This window comes from Lutibacter sp. (assembly GCF_041596795.1).
GTDB lineage: Bacteria > Bacteroidota > Bacteroidia > Flavobacteriales > Flavobacteriaceae > Lutibacter.
The window spans coordinates 19,499-45,769 of the sequence record NZ_JBFHHX010000004.1 but is presented as its reverse complement, the minus strand read 5'-3'; the positions used below and the strand labels follow the sequence as shown (position 1 = coordinate 45,769).

The window sequence follows — 26,271 nt, the reverse complement described above, 5'->3', positions numbered from 1 at the left end:
ATAGCCAACCATTATGAGAACCTAAAATAAGTTCAGGTTGACGAGATTTTTTTAATAAAAAATAGAAAAGAATTAATAAATGACAGATACTGCAAAATTTGAAACCCAAACCAAAGCACTGATAGATGATTTAAAAAGCGTGTGTGCAAACTACGGTTTAGGAAATGATGGAAATGAATTTAAAATAATTACCCAAGTTTTTTTATACAAGTTTTTAAACGATAAATACGTGTATGAATTAAAGCAACTGGAACCTGCTTTAGCAACTGCAGAAGATTTTGACAAAGCCTTAGCCAACTATACAGATGATGAATTAGAGTTGATAGGAATGCAAATTAGCCAAAACACAGCGCAATTTGCACCTAAAAATTTATTATCAAGACTGTTTGAACAACAAAATACAGCAAAGTTTGCCGATATTTTTGATGAAACATTACTGGATGTTGCCAGAGCTAACAACGATATTTTCTCGGTATTGACACAAGGAGGCGAAAAAGTAACGCTGTTTGAAAACATAAGTAAATATGTAACCGACAATAGAGATGCTTTTTGCAAAGCATTGGTTAATAAATTGGTTGGTTTTAGTTTTGAACATATTTTTACCCAAAAGTTCGACTTTTTTGCAGCAATTTTCGAGTATTTAATTAAAGATTACAATACCAACAGTGGCGGTAAATATGCCGAGTATTTTACACCACACGCAGTAGCCAAAATTATGGCAGCTTGTTTAGTAACAGACACCAACGTAAACAATGTAACGTGTTACGATCCTAGTGCAGGTTCTGGTACCTTGTTAATGAATATTGCACACGCCATTGGCGAAGATAAATGTACCATTTACTCGCAAGATATTTCTCAAAAATCATCTGCCTTGTTGCGTTTGAATCTTATTTTAAACAACCTGGTACATTCCATACAAAATATTATACAGGGCAATACCATTTTACATCCGTATCACAAACAAGAAAACGGACAGTTAGAACAGTTTGATTATATAGTATCTAACCCACCGTTTAAGTTAGATTTTAGCGATTATAGCGCAGATTTAGACACCAAAGCCAACGAAAAACGCTTTTTTGCAGGCATACCAAATATTCCTAAAAGCAAAAAAGAATCTATGGCTATTTATTTGTTGTTTATACAGCATATAATGCACAGCTTAAGCGCCAAAGGTAAAGCAGCCATTGTAGTACCAACGGGTTTTATTACCGCACAAAGTGGTATTGATAAAAAAATACGTGAAAAAATGGTAGAAAGTAAAATGTTAAAAGGTGTAGTTAGTATGCCAAGTAACATATTTGCAACTACAGGTACCAACGTAAGTATTTTGTTTTTAGACAAAGCAAATACTAAAGACGTAGTGTTAATTGATGCCTCTAATTTAGGAACCAAAGTAAAAGATGGCAAAAACCAAAAAACATTGTTAAGTACTGCGGAAGAACAGCAAATTATTGATGCGTTTAATGCAAAAACTGCCGTTGACGATTTTTCTGTGGTGGTTTCTTATGATGAAATTAAAACCAAAAACTACAGCTTAAGTGCTGGACAATATTTTGAAGTTAAAATTGAATATGTAGATATTTCTGCGGAAGAATTTACAACGAAGATAAATGCTTTTGAAAGCAATTTAGAAACACTGTTTGCTGAAAGTAAAAGTTTGGAAAAAGAGATTCAGAATAATTTGAAAGGGTTGAAGTATGAATAAGTTTATAACAACTACCGTTGAAGAAGTTGCCGAAAACTTTGATAACATTAGAGTGCCTTTATCTTCTAAACAAAGAAAAGATCTAGCAAAGATATTTCCATATTATGGAGCGCAAAGTATAATTGATTATGTTGATGATTTTTTGTTTGATGGAGAATATATTCTTGTTGCTGAAGATGGAGAAAATTTAAAATCACAAAATAGTAATGTTTGTAATTTAGTGAATGGGAAATTTTGGGTTAATAATCATGCACATATAATTAAAGGGAAAGATGGCAATAACACTAAATATCTTTGTTATTATCTTAATCTTATGAATTTCAAGCCATTTGTTACAGGTTCTGCTCAACCAAAACTTACAAAAGATAATTTGAATTCTATTCCTTTAAAAATTCATAATAAATTAGAACAAAAACAAATAGCCAAAGTCCTTTCCGATTTAGATGCCAAAATAGAAATCAACAACAAAATAAACCAAGAATTAGAAGCAATGGCAAAAACCATTTACGATTATTGGTTTGTACAGTTTGATTTTCCAGATGCTAACGGAAAACCTTATAAAAGTTCAGGCGGTCAACTAGTTTATAATGAAGTGTTGAAACGAGAGATTCCTGAGGGTTGGAGTTGTAATCTTCTTGGTAATTTGGGAAATTTTAAAAACGGCGTTAATTATGACCCATCAAATCCAGGAGAAATAGCTTGTCCTATAATAAACGTTAGAAATATTAGCAAAAGTAGTTACTTTTTAAAAAATGAAGATTTAGACATTATTTATTTAAGTAAAAATGATGTTAGAAAATACGCTGTTCATAAAGGCAGTATAATAATTGCAAGAAGTGGAATACCTGGTGCGACAAGATTAATTGCAGATTTTGAAGAAAATACATTGTACTGTGGGTTTGCAATTCACTATGAGTTAGAAGATTTAGATCAAAAGAATCCAATATTCTTTTATTTAAAGTCGATTGAAGAATTAATAAAAAATGGTTCTGGAGGGACAATATTGAAGAATGTAAATCAAGCAACTTTAAATAACCTCAAAATAGTCTTACCAAAGACTAAAGAAATAATTGAGTCATTTAATAAAAATATTAATCCAATTTTTAGTAAAATTAATTTAATTCAAAAAGAAAACCAAAAACTTTCCGAGTTACGAGATTGGTTATTACCAATGTTAATGAATGGGCAAGTGTCAATTACGAATAAAGAATTACCAATTACGAATGTAAAAGAACAGTTGGGTATGGTTGCGGAGGATGGAGAAGTTTATAATAAGTTTTAATTTGATTATTTAATCGCATGGAGTTAGAAAATAAGAATTATACAGACTTTGATTATTTAGAATTAGCAAAAATTTATTCTAAAAATGAATGGATAAGACATAAAACTAATTTTAAAGGGTTCGAAAATCTTTGGTATGATTTTGATAAAGAAGAAAAGCTCATTATTAGAGAACTAATATCAAACTTTAATTACTTATCTAATGAAGATGCTGAAATATTTTGTGAGGAAGCTCTTGTTAAAATTATAAAGGAGTGGGAATTAAAGCCTGAAAATTGTTTCTTTGTAGGAACTAAAATAGGAACATCCCCTGATGGGTCAGAAATTTTTATAAATTTTTTAAAAGGAATATTAAGAGGTATTAATGATGAATGGGGACCACTTGAGCTATTTTCTAATATTGAAGAATCTAAAATCTTTTTAAATGGAAAAGTTAGATCAATAAAGAAACCTTCACAAATAGATAAAATTATTTTAATTGATGATTTTGTCGGTACGGGAGGGACTGCAAATTCAAGAATTGAGCATTATAAACAAGATTTAGAAGAATTAAATATTGATGCTGAAGTATACTTTTTTTCACTTGCAGGTATGAAATCAGGGTTTAATTTTTTAAAAGAAAAAAATAGAGTTTATTATACTTGTCTTCAGTTGGAAAAAGGGGTTGACTTGTCTTATGATTGTTCAAAAAGAGATAAGGTTAGAGGTAAGGTTAAAAAAATGGAATCTATTCTAAGTGATTATTTAAATAAGAAGAAATTGAGTGAATATTCTCTTGGATGGGGCGGTTCTGAAGCACTTTATTCATGGACAAGAAATAACATACCGAATAATGTTTTTCCTATATTTTGGTGGTCTAGATATAAGAATAATAGTAAAAGAAAAACAATGTTTAATCGTATGCAATAAATGATTGATAAAAAACAACTTTATGATATTATTATAAACAATAATAATATTAAAATAATTTCTTTAAAGAAACAATTTACACCTGTAGATTTAGTTACTCAATTAAACAAATTAATTGAAGAAAAATTAATTGAGGTTGATTGGGATGAAGGTGTAATTATTACTATAAAAAAAAACAAAGATTTAATAGAAGCACGAAATAAACTAAGAAGAAAAAAAGATGTTCCCGATTATATGAAAACAAGTAAACAAGAGATAAATAAACCGTATATTTAAAAAACTAAAGAGAGAGGATTAGCAAATGAGGTGTAGTCGCCTCAGTTATATAAGGAAAATTATACTCTTTATATAATATTATGAAAAACATTAGGAAAAGGTGTAGTCGCCTTTGGTATGCTTAGGCTGTTTTATCCATTTGATGTTTTATTAGATAGATCGCAAAAGTGCAATCGTGTAATCCTTTCTCTTTATTTAAACTATGAAAAATCAATATGAAATATCTGATTGGGAGGGATTAATTGAAAAAAAAGTAGTCTCAGAAGATGAAAAAAAGTTGAAATTAACTCTAGTTAAAAATGCGTATAAAAATAATGTACCTGTAATTTTAGATTTTAAGCATCTTTCTCTGCTGCTAGGAATAAAAGAGGGGATTATAGCTAGTATGATTCATAGTCCTAAAAGTTTTTATAGAGAATTTAGAATACCAAAAAAAAGAGGAGGCTATAGAGATATAGTTACCCCCTATCAATCTCTTTTAGAGATACAGCAATGGATATCAGAGCATATTTTCTCTCAATTAGAAGTTCATAATGCGGCTTTTGCATATGTAAAAAAAAGAAATGTAGCATTAAATGCCAACGAACATATTGGTTGTAAAGAAATGCTCAAAATTGATCTAAAAGACTTCTTTTTTAATATTAAAATACCTAGGGTTAGAGAATTATTTAATAGAGTTGGGTACAGTAAAGAAATAGCAGGTTATTTAACTAAATTATGTTGTCTTGATGGGGCTTTACCACAAGGAGCAGCTACAAGCCCAATAATTAGTAATATTATTTTAAATACTTTAGATAAAAGGCTTTGTAATTTCTCAAAAAACAACGGCATTAAATATACTCGCTATGCTGATGATATAGTTTTTTCAGGTGAAGCAATAACTGCCGATTTTCAAAATCTTGTTATAAGGAATATTCAAGATTCTGGTTTTAAAATTAATAGTGCTAAAACTAAAAAATATAGAGAAGAACATAGGAAAATAGTAACAGGTATTGTTGTTAGTAAAGATAATATTAGGCTTCCAAAAGTTAAACGTAGAGAAATTAAAAGTGAAGTTTACTTTCTGATAAAACATGGGATACTAGCTCAAACTGAACGGTATAATGACCTTTATTATATTGACAGAGTTTTAGGGAGATTGAGTTATTGGAAACAAATAGAACCAAAAAATGAATTCGTTTTACAATCCATTAAGGAAATAAAAAAAATGTATAAAGAATTCGCTGAAAGTTGATATTAAAAAAAAATGGAAAATAAAGAAATTGTTGAAATATGTAAAAAAGTTTTAAAACGTTTAAAAAATATTGGTTATGAGAAAAATAGCTTTGTTTCAAGCGGGCAACTTATTTTTCCTTCCAAAAGCGATGTTAAAAGAATTTCAGAACAAGAACTTAAACAATTATTTATTGAAGTATTTATAAAAGATTACACCAGTTTATTTTATTCTATTGAAACTCCAACTGTAAATAAATATAGTTTTACAAATGAACCTAATCAAATAAAGGTTGGTGATGATGTTGATAAAGGACAATCTGCATTACTTGATATGTGCGTTTTTGAAAATGAAAAAGAATTTTATAAAAGAATTTTAAACATAGAATTTAAGCACAAAAACGCCACTAAAAAAAATATTTCAAAAGATCTTTTAAAGTTAATTCATGAAGAACAAAATGGTGCATTTATTCTGTTACTTAAAAATACAGATAATGGTACGCTAAAAAGTGTTTTAAATAAATTTTCAAATTCATTTGTGGCTCATAATAAAAAATGGAATGGGGATAAATATATTCAACTGATTATTCTTTCACTTGAGGAAAAAAAGGATAATAATGGAAAGCCATTTTTAATTCACCGTATTATAAGAGAAAATAGTTTAACAAGTGATAAAAATTGTTTTACTATTGATAATATTGAAAGTGTTCTAGTATCAAAAGTTCCTTTGGAAGATAAATGGGGAAAGATAATAATCTAATAAAAGTTGAGATTATGAGTGAAATTAAAGAAATAAACGATGTTGTAAAAGATGGGGCGCTACTCGCTACTAAAACAGATTTTAAAATCATTTTCTAGCTATATCAATTAATGAAAATATTAGAATAGTTATGACGTATACAAATGGAGATATAAAAAGATTAGGACAACGTATACAAGGGGCTCAAGGTAAAGTAAGTCCTGATGATTTAATTTTATTACAGGAGTTTAGAACATCTTTTTCTACACCACTAACTGATACGTTTAGTAAAATTATTCAAATTAAAAACAACGTTAGACAGTCGGCTATAGTAGCGTTTAGGTTAAAACGAATTAGTACAATAATTAATAAAGTATTACGAGAACCTGAAATGAGCCTATATAGAATGGGAGATATTGCAGGAATACGATTGATTTTTGAAAATAATAGAGAGATTTACAAAGCACTAGAATTAATACAAGAACAATTTGAACAAAGTGGAAAACTAAGAGACTATGTTAATAAACCAAAAGAAATTGGTTACAGGGGCGTTCATATCTATATAAAAGATAAAACCACAGGGAAACGGATAGAAATTCAGATTAGAACTACCGAGCATCATAATTGGTCAACATTAGTTGAGATAACTGATTTATTATATGAAACTAGACTAAAAGAATTAGGGTACCAATCTCATCCTAAGTTTGCGAAATTTCACACTTTAATGTCTAGTGACAAAGAGCTAACAGATTCAGAGGCTGATTTAGTTTATGATATTTTAGATGAATATAATTTTATAACAAATTTAAGTAAATTATTCAGGAAAAATATTAATGAGGTGAGGAATCAATGGACTTCATTAAGGAAAAAGAGTAGATACTTTCTTATTGAAGCTTCAAAAAGTGAAATACCCAACCTAAAAGCATTCAAAAATTATATAGATGCAGAAAAAGAGTACTTTGAAGCCTATAAGAGAAATGAACAAACTGAAATTGTTTTAACGGCTATTAGTAAACCTTCATTTCAACAAATTTGTATTGCATATGCAAATTATATTTTATCCTACCATACTTTTATAAATGATGTAGAACCTATTATTAAGAATTTAGCTATTAGAGCATTAGAAGAGCACAATATTAATAATTTTAAAAAAATCTTTGAGACTTATGAAGAACTTCAAGCAAATTTGATTTTAGATATTGTTTTTGAAGGTATAGAATTATTTAGTGCTAAAATGGTTGGTCCTAAAATTGTTCTGAGAGCTAGTGGAAATTTAACCAAATCTAAAGAAAAACTGTTAATCAAGAGATTAAATGATAAACTACGAGAGAGAGCAAAAAAGCACAAAGAGTTTTTGAATGAAGTTAAATTATATATACCTAAAAATTTCATTAAACAATATCGTTGTAATTCATTTTTAAAAAAACATGCAAAGCGTATGAATAGAATTGTAAAAAAACAACAAATAATATTTGACCCAGAAGTTAAATAATATTTATAAAGAAAATATATAAAATATTGCCAATGGAAAAATCAGAAATAATAAAAATGGGTTATGTTATTCAAAAATTCTTAGAGGAAGAAAGATTACAAGATGCCAAACCCAAAGATTTAATGCCAATTTTAGTTGAAAAAAGTTTTTTTAACCAAGATCATAGATCAGGATTACCCTTAAGGAATTTATTGAGAGAGCTTGATGAAGATGATTTGCTTTATTTATTGCCTCAAGTTAGTGTTGAAAGAAAGGAAGTGAATAGGTTTTGGTATTTTAATGCGATAAAAATTTAAATGGATGAGAAAGTTCTACTCTTGCAGTGTTGGTGAAGAAAATAAACATTATGATGAAGATAATCTAAAACGAATAATAGATAAAAAAGCATTTGTTTTACATGAAAACACTTCGCAAAAAGGCGATTATCTCAATATAAAGAAAGAGGATATCCTTCTCTTGAAATATAGAGGTAATTTTATTGCCTATGGGGAAGCTTTAGATATAAAAAAGACAACTGATGAGGAATGGAATTTGTTAGCTCCTGTAAAGGAATGGTTTTTTCATGATATTTCAAATCCATCTGAAGGTATCGGTATTTATGGTATGAAAGATGCAACTTTAGGCGGGAGTCAGTATGGTACTGTTAAACCATTAGAAATCGATTTTTCTATTAAAAAAATTAAAAAAATCAATAATGATTCACAGCTGTTTATTACTATTAAAAACGAATTACGGATAGAAAAGGAAACTAAAAACATGAAAGGCAAAATAGATTTACTCGAATATAAAAAACAAATCATTCTTCAAGGTCCTCCTGGTACCGGAAAAACTAGATTGGCAAAAATGTTAGCTCACGAGTTAACTAAATCAGAGGTGAAATTGACCCCAGTAGAATATATTGACTGGTATATTAAAAACTTTAAAAGATCAAAAAAAGTAAAAGAAAGCAACTTATATCAATCTAATCTATTAAGAGAATTCACAAATGAATTTCCTTTAGAAAAAATTAGAAAAATGAGTTTGGATCAATATTGTTTAGGTAAAGGTTCAACAACAAGCTTCTGTTACTGGATTGAAAGAGGATTAAAAGATTTAGGAAGATTTTCACCAGGTCAAGCAGGTGCTAACGTTTATGGGGTATATTATAGTCAAGAAGATGACGCATATAAAAGCACCTCTAAATCACCAGATGAATTACTCAATGATATTCAAATTGCATTAACAGAGTTGATTGAAAATGAAGATTATAATAAAGCAAGAGACTTATTCAGGTTTAGTTTTATTCTAAAAATATTGAACAGTTATTATCCAGAAAAATACTTTCCAATTTTAAGTCAAACCCATTTAAGTTCCATAGCAAAAGTTTTTAAGATAAATACAAAAGGATTAAATGATTTAGAAATTAATAAAAAAATAAACAGTGTCTTTTATAAATTAAAGTCAAACCATTCAAGTGAAATTTCAAGTTTTGATTTGATGAGTCACATGTACAATAAATTTAAAATAAAAGAAAATCAATTTAATGAAGTTTTGATCAATGTAGTTGATGAATTAGGAGAAACTAAACTCATACAGTTCCATCCAGCATATACCTACGAGGATTTTGTTAGAGGTATTGTGGTGGAATCAAATCAAAAAAGTCAAGTTGAATACAAAGTAGTAAATAAAACAATAGCCAATTTTGCTCAAAAAGCTTTAGAAAATCCCACAACAAATTATGTGTTGATTATAGATGAAATTAATAGAGCCAATCTATCATCGGTGCTAGGAGAATTAATTTACGCTTTAGAATACCGATATGATGAAGAAAAGCAAAATGAAAAAGAAGCGATTGTAGAAAGTATGTATGCAATAAAACAAAATGAGAAAGATTTAGAAGGGGATAATACATTGATGCTACCTACGAATCTTTTTATTATTGGAACTATGAATACAGCCGACCGTAGTGTTGGACACATCGATTACGCAATAAAAAGACGTTTTGCATTTGTTGATGTATTGCCTGAAATAGAACCCGTACATCCATTGATTAAAGATGAATTTATTAAAATATCTAATTTATTTATTAAAGATTTTGACGGTACAATGATACCTAATAATATTGAAAAGTCAGATTCATTAGCTTCTGATTTTAGACCTGAAGATGTTTGGATTGGTCATAGTTATTTTATTTGTAAAAAAAATAATAGTAATGAAAATGAAGATGCTGATAAAGCAAAACCAATCTTAAGCATGAAGTTAAAATACGAGATTATTCCTTTACTTAAAGAGTATATCAAGGATGGTATTTTGAATGAAACAGAACAAGTAAAAAAAGTAATGGATGAGCTTATTTCTAAAGACTTCACAAAATAGTCATTTTATTGAGCATCATAATTATTATTATAATGATGTTGCTCAAGAATGTGATGTTCCTGAAATACCAAAACCTATTCTGTTTTTACAAAATGAAGAGGCAGTGTGCTTTGAAATTAATGTTCTTACTAGGAAAGTATATACAAACTATTATATTGGAGTTGATTGGATTACAAATAAGAAAGCCATATTTGTAGAGCCGAAACTAAATAACAATTCAAAAGAACAAACAGATTGTCTTAAAATGCTTTTTTCAGCATTAAAGCATCAAGAAGTAGCCAAACACACCGATGATTTATTTGAAATTAAATGGGATAAAACACCTATAGCAATATCTCAACAACAAGATTTATTGACTCCATTTTTGGTTGTTCAATATTTGCGCTTGGTTAAGGAAATAGTTCGCAAAGGTTTAAAGAAATCTTTTTACAAAGTAGAAAGTAACCTAAATGCAAAAGTAAAAGGTAAAGTTTTAGTAAGTCAAACGATCAAACATAACCTAGTTAAAAACAAAACAATACATACGTATTGTAATTATGAAGAATTGGGATTTAACAACTTAGAAAACAGATTGCTAAAAAAAGCATTAGTTTTTATTCAGCGGTATTTACCAAATATTAAAAACCTTCAAAATGAAAAATATACCACCAATATATTCAATTATATCAATCCAGCTTTTGAATTTGTTTCTGATGAAGTAAGTCTTCATGATGTGAAATATACCAAAACAAATGTCTTTTATAAAGAATATGAGGAAGCTATACGTTTGGCAAAATTAATTCTTAAAAGATTCGGTTATAATATTTCTAATACACAACAAAAAACAATAACAACGCCTCCATTTTGGATTGATATGAGTAAACTTTTTGAATTGTATGTTTATGGTTTATTAAAAGATATTTATGGCAATGAATTACTATATGGTGCAAAAGAAGCTAATTTAAATTATGGATTACCTGATTATTTAATTACAAAGGAAGGTGAAAAATGCATTCTAGATGCAAAATATAAAACTCTATATAATTCAGATGGTAAGTATGATATTGATAATATTAGACAATTGAGTGCTTATGCTCGTGATGAAAAGGCATTTAGTAAATTAGGAATAAAAGAAAAAAATGTGATAATTGATTGTACTATTATCTATCCTTTAAATATTCAAAATTCAAACTTAGATTTCAAAATTGATCTTAAACTTTCAGAAGATGTCGGCTCCTTTGTTCAGTTTAAAAAAATAGGTATTCCAATTCCAGTTATTAAAATTAATAATAGATAATATAGAGGTCATTATTAAAAATTAAAATGAATATCAAATGAACCAAAGTGAAATTCTAAATCATCTTGTTGTCAATTATCCTAATTTAATTGATGTTAGTTTCCCAATACCAAGTCCACATCCTGACTTGTCATTAATTGATCCAAAGTCAATTAAAGCGATAATTTTGGGGGCAGATCCAACACATATCGTTAATGGGAATCCAGTAGAGATAAAAAAAGTTTTTGGTTTAGATTTGAAGTATTCGCCTTATTGGAATGGAATCAATAATAATATAAAGCAAGTTGTGGGTCTTTCAGTTGCTAATGTATATGTTCAAAATGTATGTAGAAACTATTTTAAGTGTGAAACTAGTCAAAATAAAGATTGGGTAACTATTGCTCGTAAATATTGGATTCCATTTTTAAAAGCTGAACTTAACGAAAAGTTTGATAAATCGATTCCAATATTTATTACAACAGAATTTATATTAAGTGCAGCCCTAAATAATCCTGCAAAGAAAATTATAGCATCTGAACTATATGCCAATTGTAAATCAATTGAAAAAGATGATAATTTATTTGAAAGAGAAATCATTCCATTTTACCGTCATTTCAAATACAATTTGAAAAATTGGCCAGAATATAATATGTTTTTAAAAAGTAAAATAAATTCATAATATATGGAAAAGGTCATCCTATCAAAATCAACATTTATAAGAGGTTTACAATGTGAAATATCATTGTATTTGTACAAAAATAATTACAATTTAAGAGATGAAACTTCTCCACAGTTACAAGCAATTTTTAATCAAGGAACCAATGTTGGTTTATTAGCACAAGGATTATTTCCTGGAGGAGTTGACGCTTCTCCAGAGAATTATTACGAAAAGGCTAAATCGGTATTAAAAACATTAGAGTTATAAAAATGTAGAACAAATTATTTACGAAGCAACCTTTCAATTCAATGGTGTCATTGCAGCCTTGGATATTTTAGTAAAGAATGAAGAAGGATGAAAAACCTATGAAGTAAAATTAATTTGACCAAAATGTAAACTTCTATTGAATCAGCTATTGAATATTATTGCAATTATAAATATTGTGATGCTTCCTGTTTTATTGTAGATAGAAGAGAATCTTTAAATTTGGTGAAGTTTGCAAATGTTAGAATTTCATTTGTAGACATTTTTGAAATAAATAAAAAGTCATTTTTTGCATTTATTATAATAAAATGTTCTGTTAGATTTTGTTTTGTAATTAATATACTCTGGTTATCAACTATAAGCTCATAAGTGCACTTTTCAACTATCCCATTTGTAGTTATTAGAAGCTCATTATTATTTCTAAATGTATAAAGTATACTTGTTTTAGATTCATTAATCAACATCCAGGAGCAACCAGTAATATAAGCATTACTTATTTTTTGATTAACTCTTTTTTTAACTTTGTTGGCGTTTGAAGATATAAAATCTATAGAATCGTCAATAAATTGAATGTCACGTTTTTGAGTTTGCCAATTTGATTTATTCTCAACTTTAAGAGAATAGATTATAAAACCAATAAGAATAAATACAATTATAATAATAATGAAGGTTTCCATTTGTTAAAATCTATAATTTTTTATTAAAAAAAGTTGTAAGCATTCAAAAAACAGTTAAAATTTAGATGTTATAAATGATAAGCTAAATATAAATATTTTTTCATTTAGAAACTATTATTAGTATCTATTTTACCCCAGTCCTAATTCATTTTTAGCTAAGGGGTATTTGTATATAGAAATCTTTGTTTAAGTAACAGTAGTGCTCACAACTAAAAAGGTTTTAGGTGCATTGCACTTAATATTACAAATAGGAGCTGATTTATTATAATAATTTTCAAAGATTATAACTAAATGATGATTAGTTAATTAAAAATACTTATTATCTAAAATTAGACTTATTATGATCTCATAAAGATTATGGACGAAAGAACAAGAGCTTATAAGAATTTTATAACATTACTTAATAGGATGATAAAACTTTTTGTAAAAATCAAACCGAGTTAATTTGCTAGGGTAAAGATTTTGAAAATCAAAATATCCGTATAAAATTTATACCCCATTTAGCAAAATTTATAGATTTGTAATTAGAAAATATTTCTGATATAAAACAATTATTCAAACAAATTAGGTAGTATCTGAAATCATTCTAAATTAATTAAAAGTGTTGGTTTTTATAAGTGATTCAAATATATTCGTAGAAAAATTGCATTTATGATTTACATTAATATTGATAAGAATGAAAGGTAATTCTGAATTGTTAATTATTACTTTACTTATTATAATAGTTTTAATTCTTCTAAGAAATTTTAAACTGAAAAAGAATTTTTTAAGTGAGGCAAAGGAAAGAGAAAAGGCAAATGAAAAAGCAAAAAAAACAGCGATAGAATTAGAAAAACAAAAAATTCAAAATTTACGATTTTCTTTAAATCCACATTCTTTCAAAAACACGCTTCAAACAATAGAGCATTTATCAAAACAAGCATATGATTCTGTCCATAGCTTATCTGATATTTTTGATTACATGTTATATGATGCAAAAAATCAATTTGTTCCATTGGCGCAAGAAATTTCTTTTGCTACCCAATATCTTAAGCTTTATAGCTTAAGGTTAAGTCCTACAGTAAATGTAATTAAATCAATAGATCAAAATCATTTAGAAAAATGGGGGGATCGCAAAAAAATAGCTCCTTTAGTTTTTGCTCATTTTATTGAGAATGCTTTCAAACATGGAGATTTAAATTCTTCAGGAGCATTTGTTCAAATCACTATTGATACACTTGATGACAATACACTTATTTATTCTGTAAGAAATAAATTATCAGAAAAACCATCAATAAAAAAAGGTGGATTGGGAAATGCAAATTTTCAGGATAGATTAGAAATACTTTATAAAAATAATTATGAATATGATTATTCAATTTCTGAGAATGTATATTCCGCAAATTTAAAACTAACTATTTATGGTAGCTAAACCTAACTGTGTTATTCTTGATGATGAAGAGTATGCATTAGCTTTTTTAAAAAATAATATTGAAGAATTAAACTTGTTGAATATTGAAAGAGCCTTTTTAGATCCCGATGAACTTTTGGTTGAATTTGATAATTTAAAATCAGATATTTATTTTTTAGATATTGAAATGGCAATTTCTGGAATTGAGGTTGCTGAAAAACTTAAGGACAAATTGGTGATTTTTGTATCTGGACGAAAAGATCTAGCTTTTGAAACTTATGATGTTAGAGCAATTGACTTTGTGCCAAAGCCAATTAGAAAAAGTAGATTAAAGGAGGCAATCGAAAGAGCCTTATTAGCTTTAAAGAATAGGCAATCAGATTTTATTGTTCTAAAAACAGACACATCAACAAAAGAAGAAATTAAGCAAGAAGATATTATTTATATGAAAGCAGTTGGAAGGGATAAAGAAATATATTTTTCCAATGGGAAAAGTACAATTGCGAAAAATATAAATTGGGATACGATTCAATCTGAATTATCTGATAATTTTCTACAAATAAACCCACAGAACACAGTAAATATTAAATATGCAACCAAACTTATTAGTGCAGATTTAATAGGTGTTAACTACAATGGGAAAACAATAGAATTGAGCCTGACAGATAAGTTTAAAGAATCATTTTTTAAGGCGAAACCACATTTAAAATAAATAAGTAATTACACATTTATACCAAACGGTTACATAAAAACACCAATTCATTACATTCTGAATTTTTAAGTAATTATTCTTAGTTAATTTGATTAAACATTTAATCAAACAGCTATGAATGCAATAATTCCAAGTATCAATTATCATCTTACAAAATCTTGTAATATGAAGTGTAAATTCTGTTTTGCAACCTTTAATGATTTGGGCGTTGTAAAACACAATTTAGAAAATTCCAAAAAAATAATTTCAGAAATTGCTAAAAATGGTTTCACAAAAATCACTTTTGCTGGTGGTGAACCTACACTAATAAAAGAACTTCCTGAAATTGTTAAATACGCAAAAGAATTAGGTTTAATTACCACGATTGTAACAAATGGCGCTAAATTATCAGAAGAGCTATTGCTAAGAAAATTAGCGCCCTATTTAGATTGGGTTGCTTTGAGTATTGACACACTTAATGATGAATTGAATATAAAATCAGGTAGGGCCATTAATGGAGGAAATACTGCAATTACGGAGCCGTTTTTTGTCGAATTAATCGAGAAACTAAAACAGTTGAATATTCGTGTAAAAATAAACACCGTAGTTTCTAATTATAACTGGAAAGAAGATATGAATGCATTTATCTCTTCGGTTAAACCAGATAGATGGAAAGTACTACAAGCTTTAAAAGTAGATGGTCAAAATGATTTGTTTCAAGACAATTTTGAAATAACTGACACCCAATTTAAGAAATATTTAATCAGGAACCGAAGTGCATTGCTATCAATAAATAATGCAATTGAAAAAGTTGAATTAATTAAGGGAAGTTATCTTATGATTAGCCCTGAGGGTACACTTTATGATAATACAGGAAAAGCATACACATATAGTGAACCAATTATTAAAATTGGATTATCACAGGCCTTAAAACAAATAAATTTTGACAAATCTAAATTTATTGAGAGAGGAGGCTATTATAATTACGAGAATAAAAATAAAATGAGAGAGAAAGTAGCTTAAGTTAAATACAATATTATCCATTAAAACTAAATTAAAATAGTCGGAATAAACTGAAAAAAGACTTAAAACAGGAGTAAGTATTAAAGTAAATTAAAAATTAATAGTTATGGCAAAATCAAGCGGAATGAAAAACGCACCAAGTACAACAGGTAACCCATCAGGAGGAGGGAGATCAAATAATTCTCCTAGAACTTCAGGAGGATCAGGTTCAGGTAGAGGATCATCAAGTTCAAAGGGTAGTGGCAAAAAGTAAATATTAAAATTAATTAAATAAAAATTAAATTATTATGTCAAACAATAATCAAAAATCAAATGCAAATAATTCTAATAAAGGAACTTCAGGAGCTAACAAAACCTTTTCTAAAAACCAAGGAAATAGAGGGAAGCAAATGAACCCAAATCAAGGTGAAAAAGCTAAGAAATAATTAAAGCTATAATCAAAATAAACACCTAGCTCATTTTAGCTAGGTGTTTTATAATTTAAAAAGGCAAATTTATCGTAATCGAAGGATTAGATAGTTATGGAAAAAGATAATTGCGCATGTTTTTTTTGATTTAATTGTAAATGCGCACGTTTTTTAGTTGACCTTAACTTTTAATTATAAAGATTGCACAATGGAAAAATACATTAATTTTTTCGGTTATTTTGACTTAAAATTTCAGAAAAATTTAAAATAAAATAATATTTGAAATAGAGCATATTTCTTTTATATTTGAGTAAATAATATTTATAAATCAGAATACTAAAACTGCATACGTTTTTGCATACGATTTGATAAATTAATAGCGTGGGAGCCCAGTAAAATGGTTGCTAAAAATGGCTACTTTGAGCTCATAACCCGAAGGTCACAGGTTCGAGTCCTGTTCCCGCTACAAAGTAAAGCTTCACATTTTTGTGAAGCTTTTTTTATGTTTAAACGAAGTCGTTAAAAAAAACATTTGTTAACGAATGTATATTTTAATAATGAAGAGTTAGATAGTTCTTAATTTTAACGGATGTTAATACTACTAAGTATGAATTTTGAAATGCAAATTTGAATTAGATCATATAAATTTGGTAAAAGTAAAAGACAAAACTGGAACTTATCGTACTTTTAGTTTTGATAAGTTCTTATTGTAAAATGATCTATACTTTTTTTAATAATTAGTTATTCAGACATGAATAATTCAGATTTTTTTGAAACTCCATTATTGTTAAATGCTTCAATTTGGAAATAATACGTGTCAGCTTTGTCCATTCCAGTAAAAAAATAGTCGTTTTGTCCGTATACCATTATACTTCCATATAATTTATCAGCAGACTTTCCAAAATAAATTACATAACCATCAGCATCCTTATTTTGTTGCCATTTAATCCAGGAGCTTCTTCGTTCACCACTTTGTTTTGGTGAAGCACGTAGCACCATAAATTTTTCAACAGGGTTAGGCTTAATTCCATTTCCATAACCAAAAACTCTAAATCCGCTTAGCGCAAATTTACCAGTAGGCATAGCAATGTTTTCTAATTTTAAATAGCGAGCTTTTATGGGTGTTTCTAATTCAATATAATCGTGCGGGACATCTGTTTTGTTTTTGCTTTTATCAATAGCAACTTTCCAATTTTTTCCATCGTTTGAACTATAGATTATGTATTGATGAAACTTACCAATTGTTTTACCAAGAAACTCTGCATCCTGATCGGCATAATTAATTTGAATTGCATTTACAGTTGAAATTTCTCCTAAATCTGTTTGGAACCACTCGCCTTTATTACCTGTTTTAGCAGACCAATATGTTTTCATTTGTTCATCTACAGCAAAATTTGCCTGAAAACCTCCTAAAGTTGATGAAACTTGTACAGGTTTGTTATAATTTAATAGCATCCAACCAGTAAATAATCCGTCAATATGATTGGCGTTTTCTTTTGGTAAAAATGTTGGGTAATCTCCGTATGCAGTATTACAATACATTACATCATCTTTATCAAAGCCTGCAGGCCAAATACCAATTCTTCGTTCAAAATTGTTTTTAACGCCTAAAATTATGGTTGACACATGCCACCATTTTCCAAAATTATCTTGATATGTTGCTCCGTGACCTGCACCTCTTGCAAATCCACCAGGTTTGTAGGCAAAAGGATTATGTGATTGATATGCAAAACCTTCAAGTGGATTATTACTAACATACACGCCATCTGCATAACCACTAAATTCAGTAGCTGGTGCTCCGTATTGTAAATAATATTTATTGTTGTATTTGGTTACCCAGGCACCTTCCATAAAAGGTTGTAAAAAAGTATTATCGTTATATTCTCCAAAACGTTCCCAACCGTGAGCATCAGGTTGTAAAGAAATTAAAGGTTTAACGTAACCATCGGATTGTAATGTTTTTGTATTTATCTCTGTACCTAACAAAGGGAACTGATTGCTTGAACCCCAATATAAAAATAATTTATCTTTTTCTTCATCGTATAAAAATCCCGGATCCCAAGCACCCACTTTTAAGGAGTCAACAGCAATTTCCCATTCATCTTTTGTAGGATTTTTACTTTTCCAAATTGGAAATGTTGGTCCGTGAGTAGACCCAATAACATACATTTCATCTTTCATTACAAACACTGCTGGTGCACATAATTCATCGTAAACTTTATGTTGAGGTAATAAAAATTTTCTAGCTACAAAATTCCAATGTAACATGTTGTCACTCCACCAATAACCCCATTGATTTGTTGAAAATAAAAAGTATTTTCCTTTAAAATTTACTATAACCGGATCGGCAGTTGCTCTGTGTTTACCTTCTTCAGCAAAATTAGGAATAGGAGTGTATCCATAATCTATATTAATAGGGTTACAGTAGGTTTTTTGTTGTGCTTTTGTAGTAATTATTGAAAAAAACAATACAATTAGACAAACTATTTTAAAAGAATTATTTTTAGAATTCATGTGATTAATTTTTTAACGTAACTGTTAAACATATTAACCGTAATTAATATGTTTAAAAGTTAAAGTATTTTTAGTCCTTTAGAAGCTCAAATGTAGATTTTAAGTTTTCTGATGAATTTGTTCCAATAAAGACTTCAAAATCTCCTGGTTCATTCACGAATTTTAAATCGGAATTATAAAATTTTAAATCTTCAGCTTTAATAGTAAAAGTTACGGTTTTAGTTTCACCTTTCTTTAAATCTATTTTTTGAAAGCCTTTTAATTCCTTTACCGGTCTGGTTATGGAGCCAACCAAATCTCTAGTATATAACTGAACTATTTCTTTCCCGTTGTAATTACCTGTATTGGTAACTTCAACCGAAACGTTTATTGAGCCATTTTGAGATAACTTTTGAGAACTTAAAGTAATATTGTCATATTTAAAATTAGTGTAGCTTAAACCAAATCCAAAAGGGAATAGAGGTTCATTTCTTTCATCAATATAATTCGAAAGGAATTTAACAAATTTTCCTTCGGTATTTGATAACGGTCTACCTGTATTTTTATAGCTGTAATAAATTGGAATTTGTCCAACACTACGAGGGAAAGTTGCAGTTATTTTTCCAGAAGGATTCACAGCTCCAAATAACACATCGGAAATTGAAAGTCCTGCTTCACTTCCAGAAAACCAAACGTTTAATATTGCAGGAACAGAGTTGTTTTCTTCTACCAAAACTAAAGGTCTTCCTGTAAAAAGTACCAAAACAACTGGTTTTCCTGTTTTTAATAATGCTTTTAGTAAGTCTTTTTGAACTTGAGGAATTTCAATAGTTGTTCTACTACTACATTCACCGCTCATTTCAGCAGATTCGCCCAAAGCTGCAATAATAACATCTGATTGTGCTGCAATTTTTAATGCTTCAGCTTTTAATTCTTCATTTGTTCTATCCTCTTTTTTTAATGCCTTTCCGTGCATTGTTGCAATTGCTTCAAACTCTTTATCATAATCTAAATGGCTACCTCTGGCATAAAGTATTTTAGCTTTATCTCCTGCTACGGTTTTAATTCCATCAAGAAATGAAATAGATTCACTTTGTACAGTGGCAACGCTCCAAGTACCAGCCATATTTTCTGGAGTGTCAGCTAATGGACCAATTAGAGCTATTGTTCCAGATTTTTTTAAAGGTAAAATGGCATTGTTGTTTTTTAATAACACCATAGATTCTGCTCCAACTTTTCTGGCAAAATCTCTATTTTCTTGTGTGTAAATTTCAGTTTTAGCTCTGTTTTCGTCACAGTATTTATAAGGGTTTTCAAATAATCCTAATTCATATTTTGCTATTAAAATTCTTTTAACAGCAGCATTTAATTGCGCAATTGGTATAAGTCCTTCATCAACTGATTTTTTTACAGTAGTTAAAAATCCTTCACCAACCATATCCATATCAACACCGGCATTTAAAGCTAAAGCAGAGCTTTGTTGTAAATTGCCCATACCGTGTTCAATCATTTCGTTTATTCCAGTATAATCTGTAACAACAAAGCCATTAAAATTCCAATCATTTCTTAATAAATCTGTTAACAACCATTTATTTCCGGTAGAAGGAACACCATCAACGTCGTTAAATGCAGCCATAACTGTACCAACACCTGCATCAATAGCAGCTTTATACGGAGGTAAGTATTCATTATACATTCTAATTTTGCTCATATCAACAGTATTATAATCTCTTCCAGCTTCTACAGCTCCATACAGTGCAAAATGTTTTACACAGGCCAATAAGGTATTGTTGGCGCTTAAATCATCTCCTTGGTAACCGTGAACCATAGCTTTTGCGATTTCACTTCCTAAATAAGGATCTTCTCCAGAGCCTTCTGAAACTCGTCCCCAACGTGGATCTCTAGAAATATCTACCATTGGTGAGAATGTCCAGTTTAATCCATCTGCACTAGCTTCAATAGCCGCAATTCTTGCGGTTTTTTCAATCATTTCCATATCCCAAGAGCAAGACAATCCCAATGGTATTGGAAAAGTGGTTCGGTAACCATGAATTACATCCATACCAAAAAGTAAAGGGATTTTTAATCGACTTTTTTCTACGGCTATTCTTTGAACTTCCTTAATTTTCTCTACAGATTTTATATTGAATAAACCACCTACTTTTCCTTCTTCTATTTTTTTAGCAATATCCGAGCTTTGAGCTTGGCCGGTTGTAATGTCTCCAGCTGATGGTAAATTTAATTGGCCAATTTTTTCTTCAATTGTCATTAAATTTAAGATTGAATCAACTTTTGCATCAAAAGGACTGTAGAGGTTGGAAGTTGCGCTATTATTTTGGCTACAAGATGCTAATAATAGGCATCCTAAAAATGTATTTATTATTTTAGTTGTTTTCATTTTTTAGTTTTTAATTTTAGTAAATAACCAGGGTAAAAGGTTTGGTTCTGCAAAAGTTGAATCCCAGCTATTGTGATTGTCTTTGCCAAATAGTGTAAAGTTAGGTTTTCCGCCATTTAATAATATGCTATTAACCATATTAATTGATAAATGCGGACTTACAACATCATCGTTTCCACCATGAAATATCCAAAGTTCTGTGTTTAATGCATATTTTTTTGTTGTTTCAGGATCTCCACCACCACAAATAGGAATTGCAGCTGCAAAAGTTGTTGGCTTTCTGTATAATATTTCATAAGTTCCCATTCCACCCATAGATACTCCCATAACATATATTTGATTGTTTTTTGTAAAAGGTTTCGCAATTAACTCGTCTAACAAAAGCATAGTTAATTTTAAGGATTTATTAGGCTCTCCACCGTTTTTAAATGTAAAAGAAATTGGTTTTACAGTTCTGTCTGCTGTTAAGTTTGCCCAATAATCATTTTTAGGACATTGTGGATAAACAACTATAGAAGGGTATTTTTTTCTGTTTTCTGATGATGTAAAAAGTGAACTTCCAAGGGCAAGCTGCGTATTGTTGTCATTTCCTCTTTCTCCAGCACCGTGTAAAAATAGCACAACAGGATATTCTTGATCTTCAGAAAAATTTTCTGGGTACATTATTCTATAAAGCAAGGTGTCATTTTCTATAATAAATTCTCTTTTTTCAAATAAAGAATCTTTTAAAGTTTGCGCATTTAAATTAAATCCAGCAACTATTAGAGCTAGATAAAAGATGGATAATTTATATTTCATAATTAAAATTTAGTGTTTGTAACCCGTTTTGAACATCGGTATTTTGCATAAATAAACTCCAAATTAGCCCAGTTCTATAATTCTCAATCATAATAATTTGAGGGCCTTGGTCTATGGCTAAATATGCATCAGCCACCCAATAATTATAGATTGGACTAAATGCATCATAAAAACCAGCAACACCTAACAAAATATCCTTTTTCTGATATAGAAAATGCATAACACTTAAAGATTCTGAAGGAGTGTAAGCTATAGAACTTATTGCTGCAGTTGGTGATATAATTCCAAGGTCGTTTGTAGGGCTATGTGCTGAATAACCTATAGAACCATCGGAATTTCTGGAGTAACTAGCTGTTAAACCCCAGCAATTTTCACCATAATCCTTAAAGTTATTAGGGTTTGATATACAGTATTGTCTATTTATTTGGGTGTGATTTACAACCAGATTCCAGTAATTACCATATTCATCGGTTAAGTTATTAGGGTTTAAACCCAAAAAGGAATAATGGCTAAAAAATAGCGGTCCGCCAAAATTTGAACCTCCAACATGATTTAATACCAAAGGAAACCCATATTGAGAGTTTGATGAAACAATACTTCCATTAGATGCCCAACCATTTTGGTAAACAGTTTTTGAAATGTTATAATCTGGTGAAGCAGCAGCTAAAATATAAGTAATTAAGGTTTCATTATAGCCAGTTAATTTTAAATTAATTTCAAATCCATAATTTGGACTCCAATGCCAGTAGAGCGCATCTTGGTTTTGGGTGTACCAATTCCATTCTACACCTTTCCATAAAGCATCGGCTTTGTTAGCTAATGTTATTTCAGTATCGGTTCCATTCTTTAAATATTCTGATATGCAAATTAATCCTTGAGCTAAAAAAGCCGTTTCAACCAAATCACCGCCATCGTCGTAAGTACTAAAAGGTAAAACATTACCTGTGCTACCATCTAGCCAATGTGGCCAAGCTCCATGAAATCGATTGGCATTTTCTAAAAAAGTTAAAATTTTATTTAAACGAACTACACCTTCATCTCTTGTTATAAATCCACGTTCAATACCAACTATAATTGCCATTAATCCAAAACCAGTACCTCCTGTAGTAACTACATTCTCATTTAAAGTTGGAGTGGAAGGATGGTATCTTTCTTTTGCTGCGCCAGAATCTGCATTTGCAAAATCCCAAAAGTATTTAAAAGTTTCCTTTTGTGTAAAATCCATCATTTCTGTATCAGATAATGGCTCAATAATTGTTACGTTGGACTCGTTTGTAATAGTATCTTGAAGCTCTGATTCATTATTTGAGCTACAAGAAATTAGTACAAATACAAGAAGTATAAGGTAATAAAATTTAGCCATCGGTTATTTTTAGCTTTTTGTATTAATTGTAAATCCTAATTTATTTAATCCTTTTTTAACGTCCTCATTTTTCATAAACAAGTTCCACAACAAACCAGTTCTATAATTTTCTATCATTACAGGTATAGGACCTTGGTCTATAGCTAAATATCTATCTGTAAACCAGTTGTATTGCAGGCTAAATGCGTCATAAGGACCATACTCTCCAATTAAAGAATCATGATTTTTATATAGGTTTCTAAGCATTTGCATGCTTTCTTTTGGTGTGTACGGAAAAGATGATAATGCAGCCGTTGGTGCAATAACTCCAAAATCGTTATTTGGTCTATGACCTTTATAACCTTCAATAGAATAACTAGAGGTTAATCCCCATAAATTCTCTCCATATCCTTTATAATTTTTAGGGTTATCAATAGCGTATTTGTAATGGATTTTAGCTTGATTTTGAACAAGTTTCCAATAATCTGCATAGTTGTCAGATAAACCTTTAGGATTTAGTCCTAAATAAGAATAGTGTGCCCAAAAAAGTGGTCCAACTAAAGATTCGTCATGTTCATAATAGTTTAAAACTAAATCTTCATCGTAGAATTTTTGCGATGAAACAATTTTACCATCTTTGGCCCAACCTTTATGATATACCGATGGTTTTATTGGATGTGTTGGAGATGAAGCAGCAAGTACATACATAATCAAACATTCGTTGTAACCACCAATTGGAAAGTTCATTTCCCAACCAAATTCTGGAGACCAATGCCAATAAAGTACATCTTCACCGTTTTTTGTGTACCAATCCCATTCTACACCTTTCCATAATTTATCTATTTTGGAAACAAGCGCTTTTTCTTGTTCAGTTCCATTTTTATAATATTCAGAAACGGTTAATAATCCTTGTACTAAAAAGGCAGTTTCTACCAAATCACCTCCATTATCTTTTTTGCTAAAAGGAAGCATTTTACCTGTTTCACCATTAAGCCAATGTGGCCATGCGCCGTGAAATCTATCTGCGTTTTCTAAAAAAGTAATTATTTTTTGAAATCTTAAAAAAGCTTCTTCTTTTGATATAAAACCTCTTTCAATACCTGCTAAAATAGCCATAAGTCCGAAACCACTACCACCTGTGGTAACTGTGTTTTTAGGTGAGGTTGGATATATGTTGTCCATATGTATACGTTCTCTTGCAAGGCCAGAATTAGGTTCCGCTCCTTCCCAAAAATAGTTTATGGTTTGTTTTTGGATGAGATTTAGAAGTTCTTCATCAGACCATTCTTTGTTTGTTGTTTTTAGGGAGGTATTTTTTTTGGTTTTTGTTTTGTAATTACAGCTAGTTAAAAGTAAGGTTAAAATACAAAATATAATTGTTTTATGATGTTTTGTAATTGTCATAAATAATAAATTAAATTTTAGCTGCACTTAAGGTAAGTGCAGCTAAAAAAATTAAAAAACAAACAGATTTATTACCACCCAGGATTTTGTTCCATATCAGGTGTTTGTATTAGCTGAGCGTTAGGAATTGGAAATAATTCATGTTTACCTGTAATAAATGTTTTTCCATCTAGAGCCATAGCGCTTTCGGCCTGTCCAGTTCTTACAAGATCAAACCAACGGTCATGTTCCATTGCAAGTTCTAATCGTCTTTCACTCCACACATTTTCAAGAGTTGGATTAGTTATGCTTGTAAGTTGTACTCTGTTTCGTACCATATTAAGAGGTGTTGCTGCATCTAAACCTAAGTTAACTGCTGCCTCAGCTTTAATTAAAAGCACTTCAGCATAACGTATTATTCTTATGTTTTTATCACCATCAGATGCTCCAGCACTAGCACTAGAGTAAGCTTTTTCATTGTATCTATCGTTTTCTACAGTAAAAACTTCACGACCGTCCCATAAAGTTTCTCCTCGAAATATAATTGAAGCATTCATTCTAATAGCATCTCCTTCAGCTTCAAAAGCATCTACAAGATTTTGTGAAGGCGTATTAAATCCCCAACCCCAACCATCGGTACCTCTTGCACCTTGAGTTTGTGAATATTGTTGAACACCATGTGCAGTAGATACTCCTCTGGCTTGAACCTCAAAAATAGATTCTACGCCATTTTCGGTAGATGCTCTCCATAATTCTTCATAGTTTGGGTGTAAACTATATTGTGTAGAAAGCATAACATTATTTGCCATATCGTAAGCTTTTTGCCATTCTTCTTCGTAAAGATATACTTTAGCTAATAAGGCTTGTGCAGCTCCTTTTGTAGCACGTCCTAAATCTTCTGAATCATATTCACTTTTAAGTGGAAGTTTGTCTATTGCATCAAGCAAATCTTGTTCTATATAGTCATAAACATCTGATACGGGTTGTCTTTTTACTAAATCTATATGTTGTAAAGGAACGGCTCCAAATGATCTTACCAACCAAAAATAGTTTAAAGCTCTTAAAAATTCAGCTTCCCCTACTAATCTGTTTTTATAGGTTTCATCGGTTAAGCCATAATTTTCGGCATATATTATTGCTGTTGTTGCTCTATTTATAGATTGATACCAATGTCCCCACATGGCATTAATAGAACTTGCACTGCTTGTAAAAGTTAATGCATCTAGTACGTTTTTATCTCCTCCTGAATCGGTTGTAGAACTTCCTTTATCGGCATTATCTGAGATAATTTCAGTAATTCCAAGATAGGAAAAGGCATAATCCCAATCTGTTAACATACCGTAAACACCATTTACCATTTGTTCTGGAGTAACGGTTTCGGAATCTTCTTGTTCTAATGCATCTTTGCTGCTTACATCTAAGTAGTCTTCATTACAAGATACAGTAATAGATAGTAACCCAAGAAAGAAAAGACCTTGTATATTTTTAAAATTAATTTTCATGATAATTGTTTTTTTTGAGTT

The 26,271-nt window shown here is 29.6% G+C and carries 24 protein-coding genes; 17 read left to right on the top strand and 7 right to left on the bottom strand.

The features are described from left to right. Positions 1–79 precede the first annotated feature (79 nt). The 12 genes from ABY298_RS01165 to ABY298_RS01110 all read left to right on the top strand — a co-directional run bounded on the left by ABY298_RS01165 (position 80) and on the right by ABY298_RS01110 (position 12,149). Positions 80–1,705, top strand: a complete 1,626-nt coding sequence (locus tag ABY298_RS01165; protein ID WP_372744152.1) for a class I SAM-dependent DNA methyltransferase — start codon at positions 80–82, stop codon at positions 1,703–1,705. Continuing rightward, the gene (locus tag ABY298_RS01160; RefSeq protein ID WP_372744151.1) at positions 1,698–2,987 is read left to right on the top strand and encodes a restriction endonuclease subunit S; all 1,290 of its coding nucleotides are present in this window, start codon (positions 1,698–1,700) and stop codon (positions 2,985–2,987) included. Before ABY298_RS01165 ends, ABY298_RS01160 begins: the two co-directional genes overlap by 8 nt. 17 nt (positions 2,988–3,004) lie before the next feature. After that, entirely contained in the window at positions 3,005–3,895 is an 891-nt protein-coding gene (locus ABY298_RS01155; RefSeq protein WP_372744150.1) for a hypothetical protein, read from the top strand. Next, entirely contained in the window at positions 3,896–4,171 is a 276-nt protein-coding gene (locus ABY298_RS01150) for a hypothetical protein (RefSeq protein ID WP_372744149.1), read from the top strand. 202 nt (positions 4,172–4,373) lie between these two features. Further along, positions 4,374–5,405, top strand: a complete 1,032-nt coding sequence (locus tag ABY298_RS01145; protein WP_372744148.1) for a retron St85 family RNA-directed DNA polymerase — start codon at positions 4,374–4,376, stop codon at positions 5,403–5,405. 12 nt (positions 5,406–5,417) lie between these two features. Then, a complete protein-coding gene (locus ABY298_RS01140; RefSeq protein ID WP_372744147.1) occupies positions 5,418–6,143 on the top strand; it encodes a hypothetical protein in 726 nt (241 codons plus the stop codon). Between the two features lie 130 nt (positions 6,144–6,273). Further along, positions 6,274–7,614 (top strand): hypothetical protein, encoded by a 1,341-nt coding sequence (locus ABY298_RS01135; protein WP_372744146.1) that lies wholly within the window; start codon positions 6,274–6,276, stop codon positions 7,612–7,614. Between the two features lie 32 nt (positions 7,615–7,646). Beyond that, on the top strand, positions 7,647–7,910 hold the full coding sequence (locus tag ABY298_RS01130; RefSeq protein WP_372744145.1) for a hypothetical protein: 264 nt from the start codon (positions 7,647–7,649) through the stop codon (positions 7,908–7,910). 4 nt (positions 7,911–7,914) lie between these two features. Next, positions 7,915–9,969 carry an AAA family ATPase gene (locus ABY298_RS01125; RefSeq protein WP_372744144.1) on the top strand — a complete coding sequence of 685 codons (2,055 nt, stop codon included), beginning with the start codon at positions 7,915–7,917 and terminating at the stop codon, positions 9,967–9,969. Beyond that, positions 9,938–11,245, top strand: a complete 1,308-nt coding sequence (locus tag ABY298_RS01120) for a restriction endonuclease (RefSeq protein ID WP_372744143.1) — start codon at positions 9,938–9,940, stop codon at positions 11,243–11,245. The genes ABY298_RS01125 and ABY298_RS01120 overlap by 32 nt, the downstream gene beginning before the upstream one ends. 37 nt (positions 11,246–11,282) lie before the next feature. Continuing rightward, complete coding sequence (locus ABY298_RS01115; RefSeq protein ID WP_372744142.1) at positions 11,283–11,903, top strand: hypothetical protein; 621 nt, start codon at positions 11,283–11,285, stop codon at positions 11,901–11,903. Between the two features lie 3 nt (positions 11,904–11,906). Next, entirely contained in the window at positions 11,907–12,149 is a 243-nt protein-coding gene (locus tag ABY298_RS01110; protein WP_372744141.1) for a hypothetical protein, read from the top strand. 164 nt (positions 12,150–12,313) lie between these two features. Here the strand turns inward: ABY298_RS01110 and ABY298_RS01105 are convergent, their stop codons facing one another. Beyond that, complete coding sequence (locus tag ABY298_RS01105) at positions 12,314–12,823, bottom strand: hypothetical protein (protein ID WP_372744140.1); 510 nt, start codon at positions 12,821–12,823, stop codon at positions 12,314–12,316. Between the two features lie 676 nt (positions 12,824–13,499). Here ABY298_RS01105 and ABY298_RS01100 point away from each other — a divergent pair. From ABY298_RS01100 to ABY298_RS01080, 5 genes are all read left to right on the top strand, one after another. After that, the gene (locus ABY298_RS01100) at positions 13,500–14,234 is read left to right on the top strand and encodes a sensor histidine kinase (protein WP_372744138.1); all 735 of its coding nucleotides are present in this window, start codon (positions 13,500–13,502) and stop codon (positions 14,232–14,234) included. After that, on the top strand, positions 14,224–14,925 hold the full coding sequence (locus ABY298_RS01095) for a LytR/AlgR family response regulator transcription factor (protein ID WP_372744137.1): 702 nt from the start codon (positions 14,224–14,226) through the stop codon (positions 14,923–14,925). Before ABY298_RS01100 ends, ABY298_RS01095 begins: the two co-directional genes overlap by 11 nt. 114 nt (positions 14,926–15,039) lie before the next feature. Then, entirely contained in the window at positions 15,040–15,927 is an 888-nt protein-coding gene (locus ABY298_RS01090) for a viperin family antiviral radical SAM protein (protein ID WP_372744136.1), read from the top strand. A gap of 106 nt (positions 15,928–16,033) precedes the next feature. Beyond that, positions 16,034–16,180 carry a hypothetical protein gene (locus ABY298_RS01085; protein WP_372744135.1) on the top strand — a complete coding sequence of 49 codons (147 nt, stop codon included), beginning with the start codon at positions 16,034–16,036 and terminating at the stop codon, positions 16,178–16,180. A gap of 34 nt (positions 16,181–16,214) precedes the next feature. Then, entirely contained in the window at positions 16,215–16,352 is a 138-nt protein-coding gene (locus ABY298_RS01080; protein WP_372744134.1) for a hypothetical protein, read from the top strand. A 723-nt stretch (positions 16,353–17,075) separates the two neighbouring features. Here the strand turns inward: ABY298_RS01080 and ABY298_RS01075 are convergent. From ABY298_RS01075 to ABY298_RS01050, 6 genes are all read right to left on the bottom strand, one after another. Continuing rightward, the gene (locus tag ABY298_RS01075) at positions 17,076–18,848 is read right to left on the bottom strand and encodes a discoidin domain-containing protein (RefSeq protein ID WP_372744133.1); all 1,773 of its coding nucleotides are present in this window, start codon (positions 18,846–18,848) and stop codon (positions 17,076–17,078) included. A gap of 70 nt (positions 18,849–18,918) precedes the next feature. Further along, the gene (gene bglX / locus ABY298_RS01070; protein ID WP_372744131.1) at positions 18,919–21,225 is read right to left on the bottom strand and encodes a beta-glucosidase BglX; all 2,307 of its coding nucleotides are present in this window, start codon (positions 21,223–21,225) and stop codon (positions 18,919–18,921) included. A 3-nt stretch (positions 21,226–21,228) separates the two neighbouring features. After that, positions 21,229–22,023: a prolyl oligopeptidase family serine peptidase gene (locus tag ABY298_RS01065; RefSeq protein WP_372744129.1), complete on the bottom strand. Its 795-nt coding sequence runs from the start codon at positions 22,021–22,023 to the stop codon at positions 21,229–21,231. Continuing rightward, positions 22,013–23,386 carry a glucoamylase family protein gene (locus tag ABY298_RS01060; protein WP_372744128.1) on the bottom strand — a complete coding sequence of 458 codons (1,374 nt, stop codon included), beginning with the start codon at positions 23,384–23,386 and terminating at the stop codon, positions 22,013–22,015. The genes ABY298_RS01065 and ABY298_RS01060 overlap by 11 nt, the downstream gene beginning before the upstream one ends. Positions 23,387–23,395: 9 nt before the next feature. Continuing rightward, positions 23,396–24,769 carry a glucoamylase family protein gene (locus ABY298_RS01055; RefSeq protein WP_372744127.1) on the bottom strand — a complete coding sequence of 458 codons (1,374 nt, stop codon included), beginning with the start codon at positions 24,767–24,769 and terminating at the stop codon, positions 23,396–23,398. 71 nt (positions 24,770–24,840) lie between these two features. Further along, on the bottom strand, positions 24,841–26,250 hold the full coding sequence (locus tag ABY298_RS01050) for a RagB/SusD family nutrient uptake outer membrane protein (RefSeq protein WP_372744126.1): 1,410 nt from the start codon (positions 26,248–26,250) through the stop codon (positions 24,841–24,843). Positions 26,251–26,271 lie beyond the last annotated feature (21 nt).

What these genes read in the sequence shown, in the direction of transcription:
- ABY298_RS01165 (WP_372744152.1), top strand. Translation starts at nt 80, where the DNA reads ATGACAGATACTGCAAAATTTGAAACCCAAACCAAAGCACTGATAGAT.
- ABY298_RS01160 (WP_372744151.1), top strand. Translation starts at nt 1,698, where the DNA reads ATGAATAAGTTTATAACAACTACCGTTGAAGAAGTTGCCGAAAACTTT.
- ABY298_RS01155 (WP_372744150.1), top strand. Translation starts at nt 3,005, where the DNA reads ATGGAGTTAGAAAATAAGAATTATACAGACTTTGATTATTTAGAATTA.
- ABY298_RS01150 (WP_372744149.1), top strand. Translation starts at nt 3,896, where the DNA reads ATGATTGATAAAAAACAACTTTATGATATTATTATAAACAATAATAAT.
- ABY298_RS01145 (WP_372744148.1), top strand. Translation starts at nt 4,374, where the DNA reads ATGAAAAATCAATATGAAATATCTGATTGGGAGGGATTAATTGAAAAA.
- ABY298_RS01140 (WP_372744147.1), top strand. Translation starts at nt 5,418, where the DNA reads ATGGAAAATAAAGAAATTGTTGAAATATGTAAAAAAGTTTTAAAACGT.
- ABY298_RS01135 (WP_372744146.1), top strand. Translation starts at nt 6,274, where the DNA reads ATGACGTATACAAATGGAGATATAAAAAGATTAGGACAACGTATACAA.
- ABY298_RS01130 (WP_372744145.1), top strand. Translation starts at nt 7,647, where the DNA reads ATGGAAAAATCAGAAATAATAAAAATGGGTTATGTTATTCAAAAATTC.
- ABY298_RS01125 (WP_372744144.1), top strand. Translation starts at nt 7,915, where the DNA reads ATGAGAAAGTTCTACTCTTGCAGTGTTGGTGAAGAAAATAAACATTAT.
- ABY298_RS01120 (WP_372744143.1), top strand. Translation starts at nt 9,938, where the DNA reads ATGAGCTTATTTCTAAAGACTTCACAAAATAGTCATTTTATTGAGCAT.
- ABY298_RS01115 (WP_372744142.1), top strand. Translation starts at nt 11,283, where the DNA reads ATGAACCAAAGTGAAATTCTAAATCATCTTGTTGTCAATTATCCTAAT.
- ABY298_RS01110 (WP_372744141.1), top strand. Translation starts at nt 11,907, where the DNA reads ATGGAAAAGGTCATCCTATCAAAATCAACATTTATAAGAGGTTTACAA.
- ABY298_RS01105 (WP_372744140.1), bottom strand. Translation starts at nt 12,823, where the DNA reads ATGGAAACCTTCATTATTATTATAATTGTATTTATTCTTATTGGTTTT.
- ABY298_RS01100 (WP_372744138.1), top strand. Translation starts at nt 13,500, where the DNA reads ATGAAAGGTAATTCTGAATTGTTAATTATTACTTTACTTATTATAATA.
- ABY298_RS01095 (WP_372744137.1), top strand. Translation starts at nt 14,224, where the DNA reads ATGGTAGCTAAACCTAACTGTGTTATTCTTGATGATGAAGAGTATGCA.
- ABY298_RS01090 (WP_372744136.1), top strand. Translation starts at nt 15,040, where the DNA reads ATGAATGCAATAATTCCAAGTATCAATTATCATCTTACAAAATCTTGT.
- ABY298_RS01085 (WP_372744135.1), top strand. Translation starts at nt 16,034, where the DNA reads ATGGCAAAATCAAGCGGAATGAAAAACGCACCAAGTACAACAGGTAAC.
- ABY298_RS01080 (WP_372744134.1), top strand. Translation starts at nt 16,215, where the DNA reads ATGTCAAACAATAATCAAAAATCAAATGCAAATAATTCTAATAAAGGA.
- ABY298_RS01075 (WP_372744133.1), bottom strand. Translation starts at nt 18,848, where the DNA reads ATGAATTCTAAAAATAATTCTTTTAAAATAGTTTGTCTAATTGTATTG.
- bglX (WP_372744131.1), bottom strand. Translation starts at nt 21,225, where the DNA reads ATGAAAACAACTAAAATAATAAATACATTTTTAGGATGCCTATTATTA.
- ABY298_RS01065 (WP_372744129.1), bottom strand. Translation starts at nt 22,023, where the DNA reads ATGAAATATAAATTATCCATCTTTTATCTAGCTCTAATAGTTGCTGGA.
- ABY298_RS01060 (WP_372744128.1), bottom strand. Translation starts at nt 23,386, where the DNA reads ATGGCTAAATTTTATTACCTTATACTTCTTGTATTTGTACTAATTTCT.
- ABY298_RS01055 (WP_372744127.1), bottom strand. Translation starts at nt 24,769, where the DNA reads ATGACAATTACAAAACATCATAAAACAATTATATTTTGTATTTTAACC.
- ABY298_RS01050 (WP_372744126.1), bottom strand. Translation starts at nt 26,250, where the DNA reads ATGAAAATTAATTTTAAAAATATACAAGGTCTTTTCTTTCTTGGGTTA.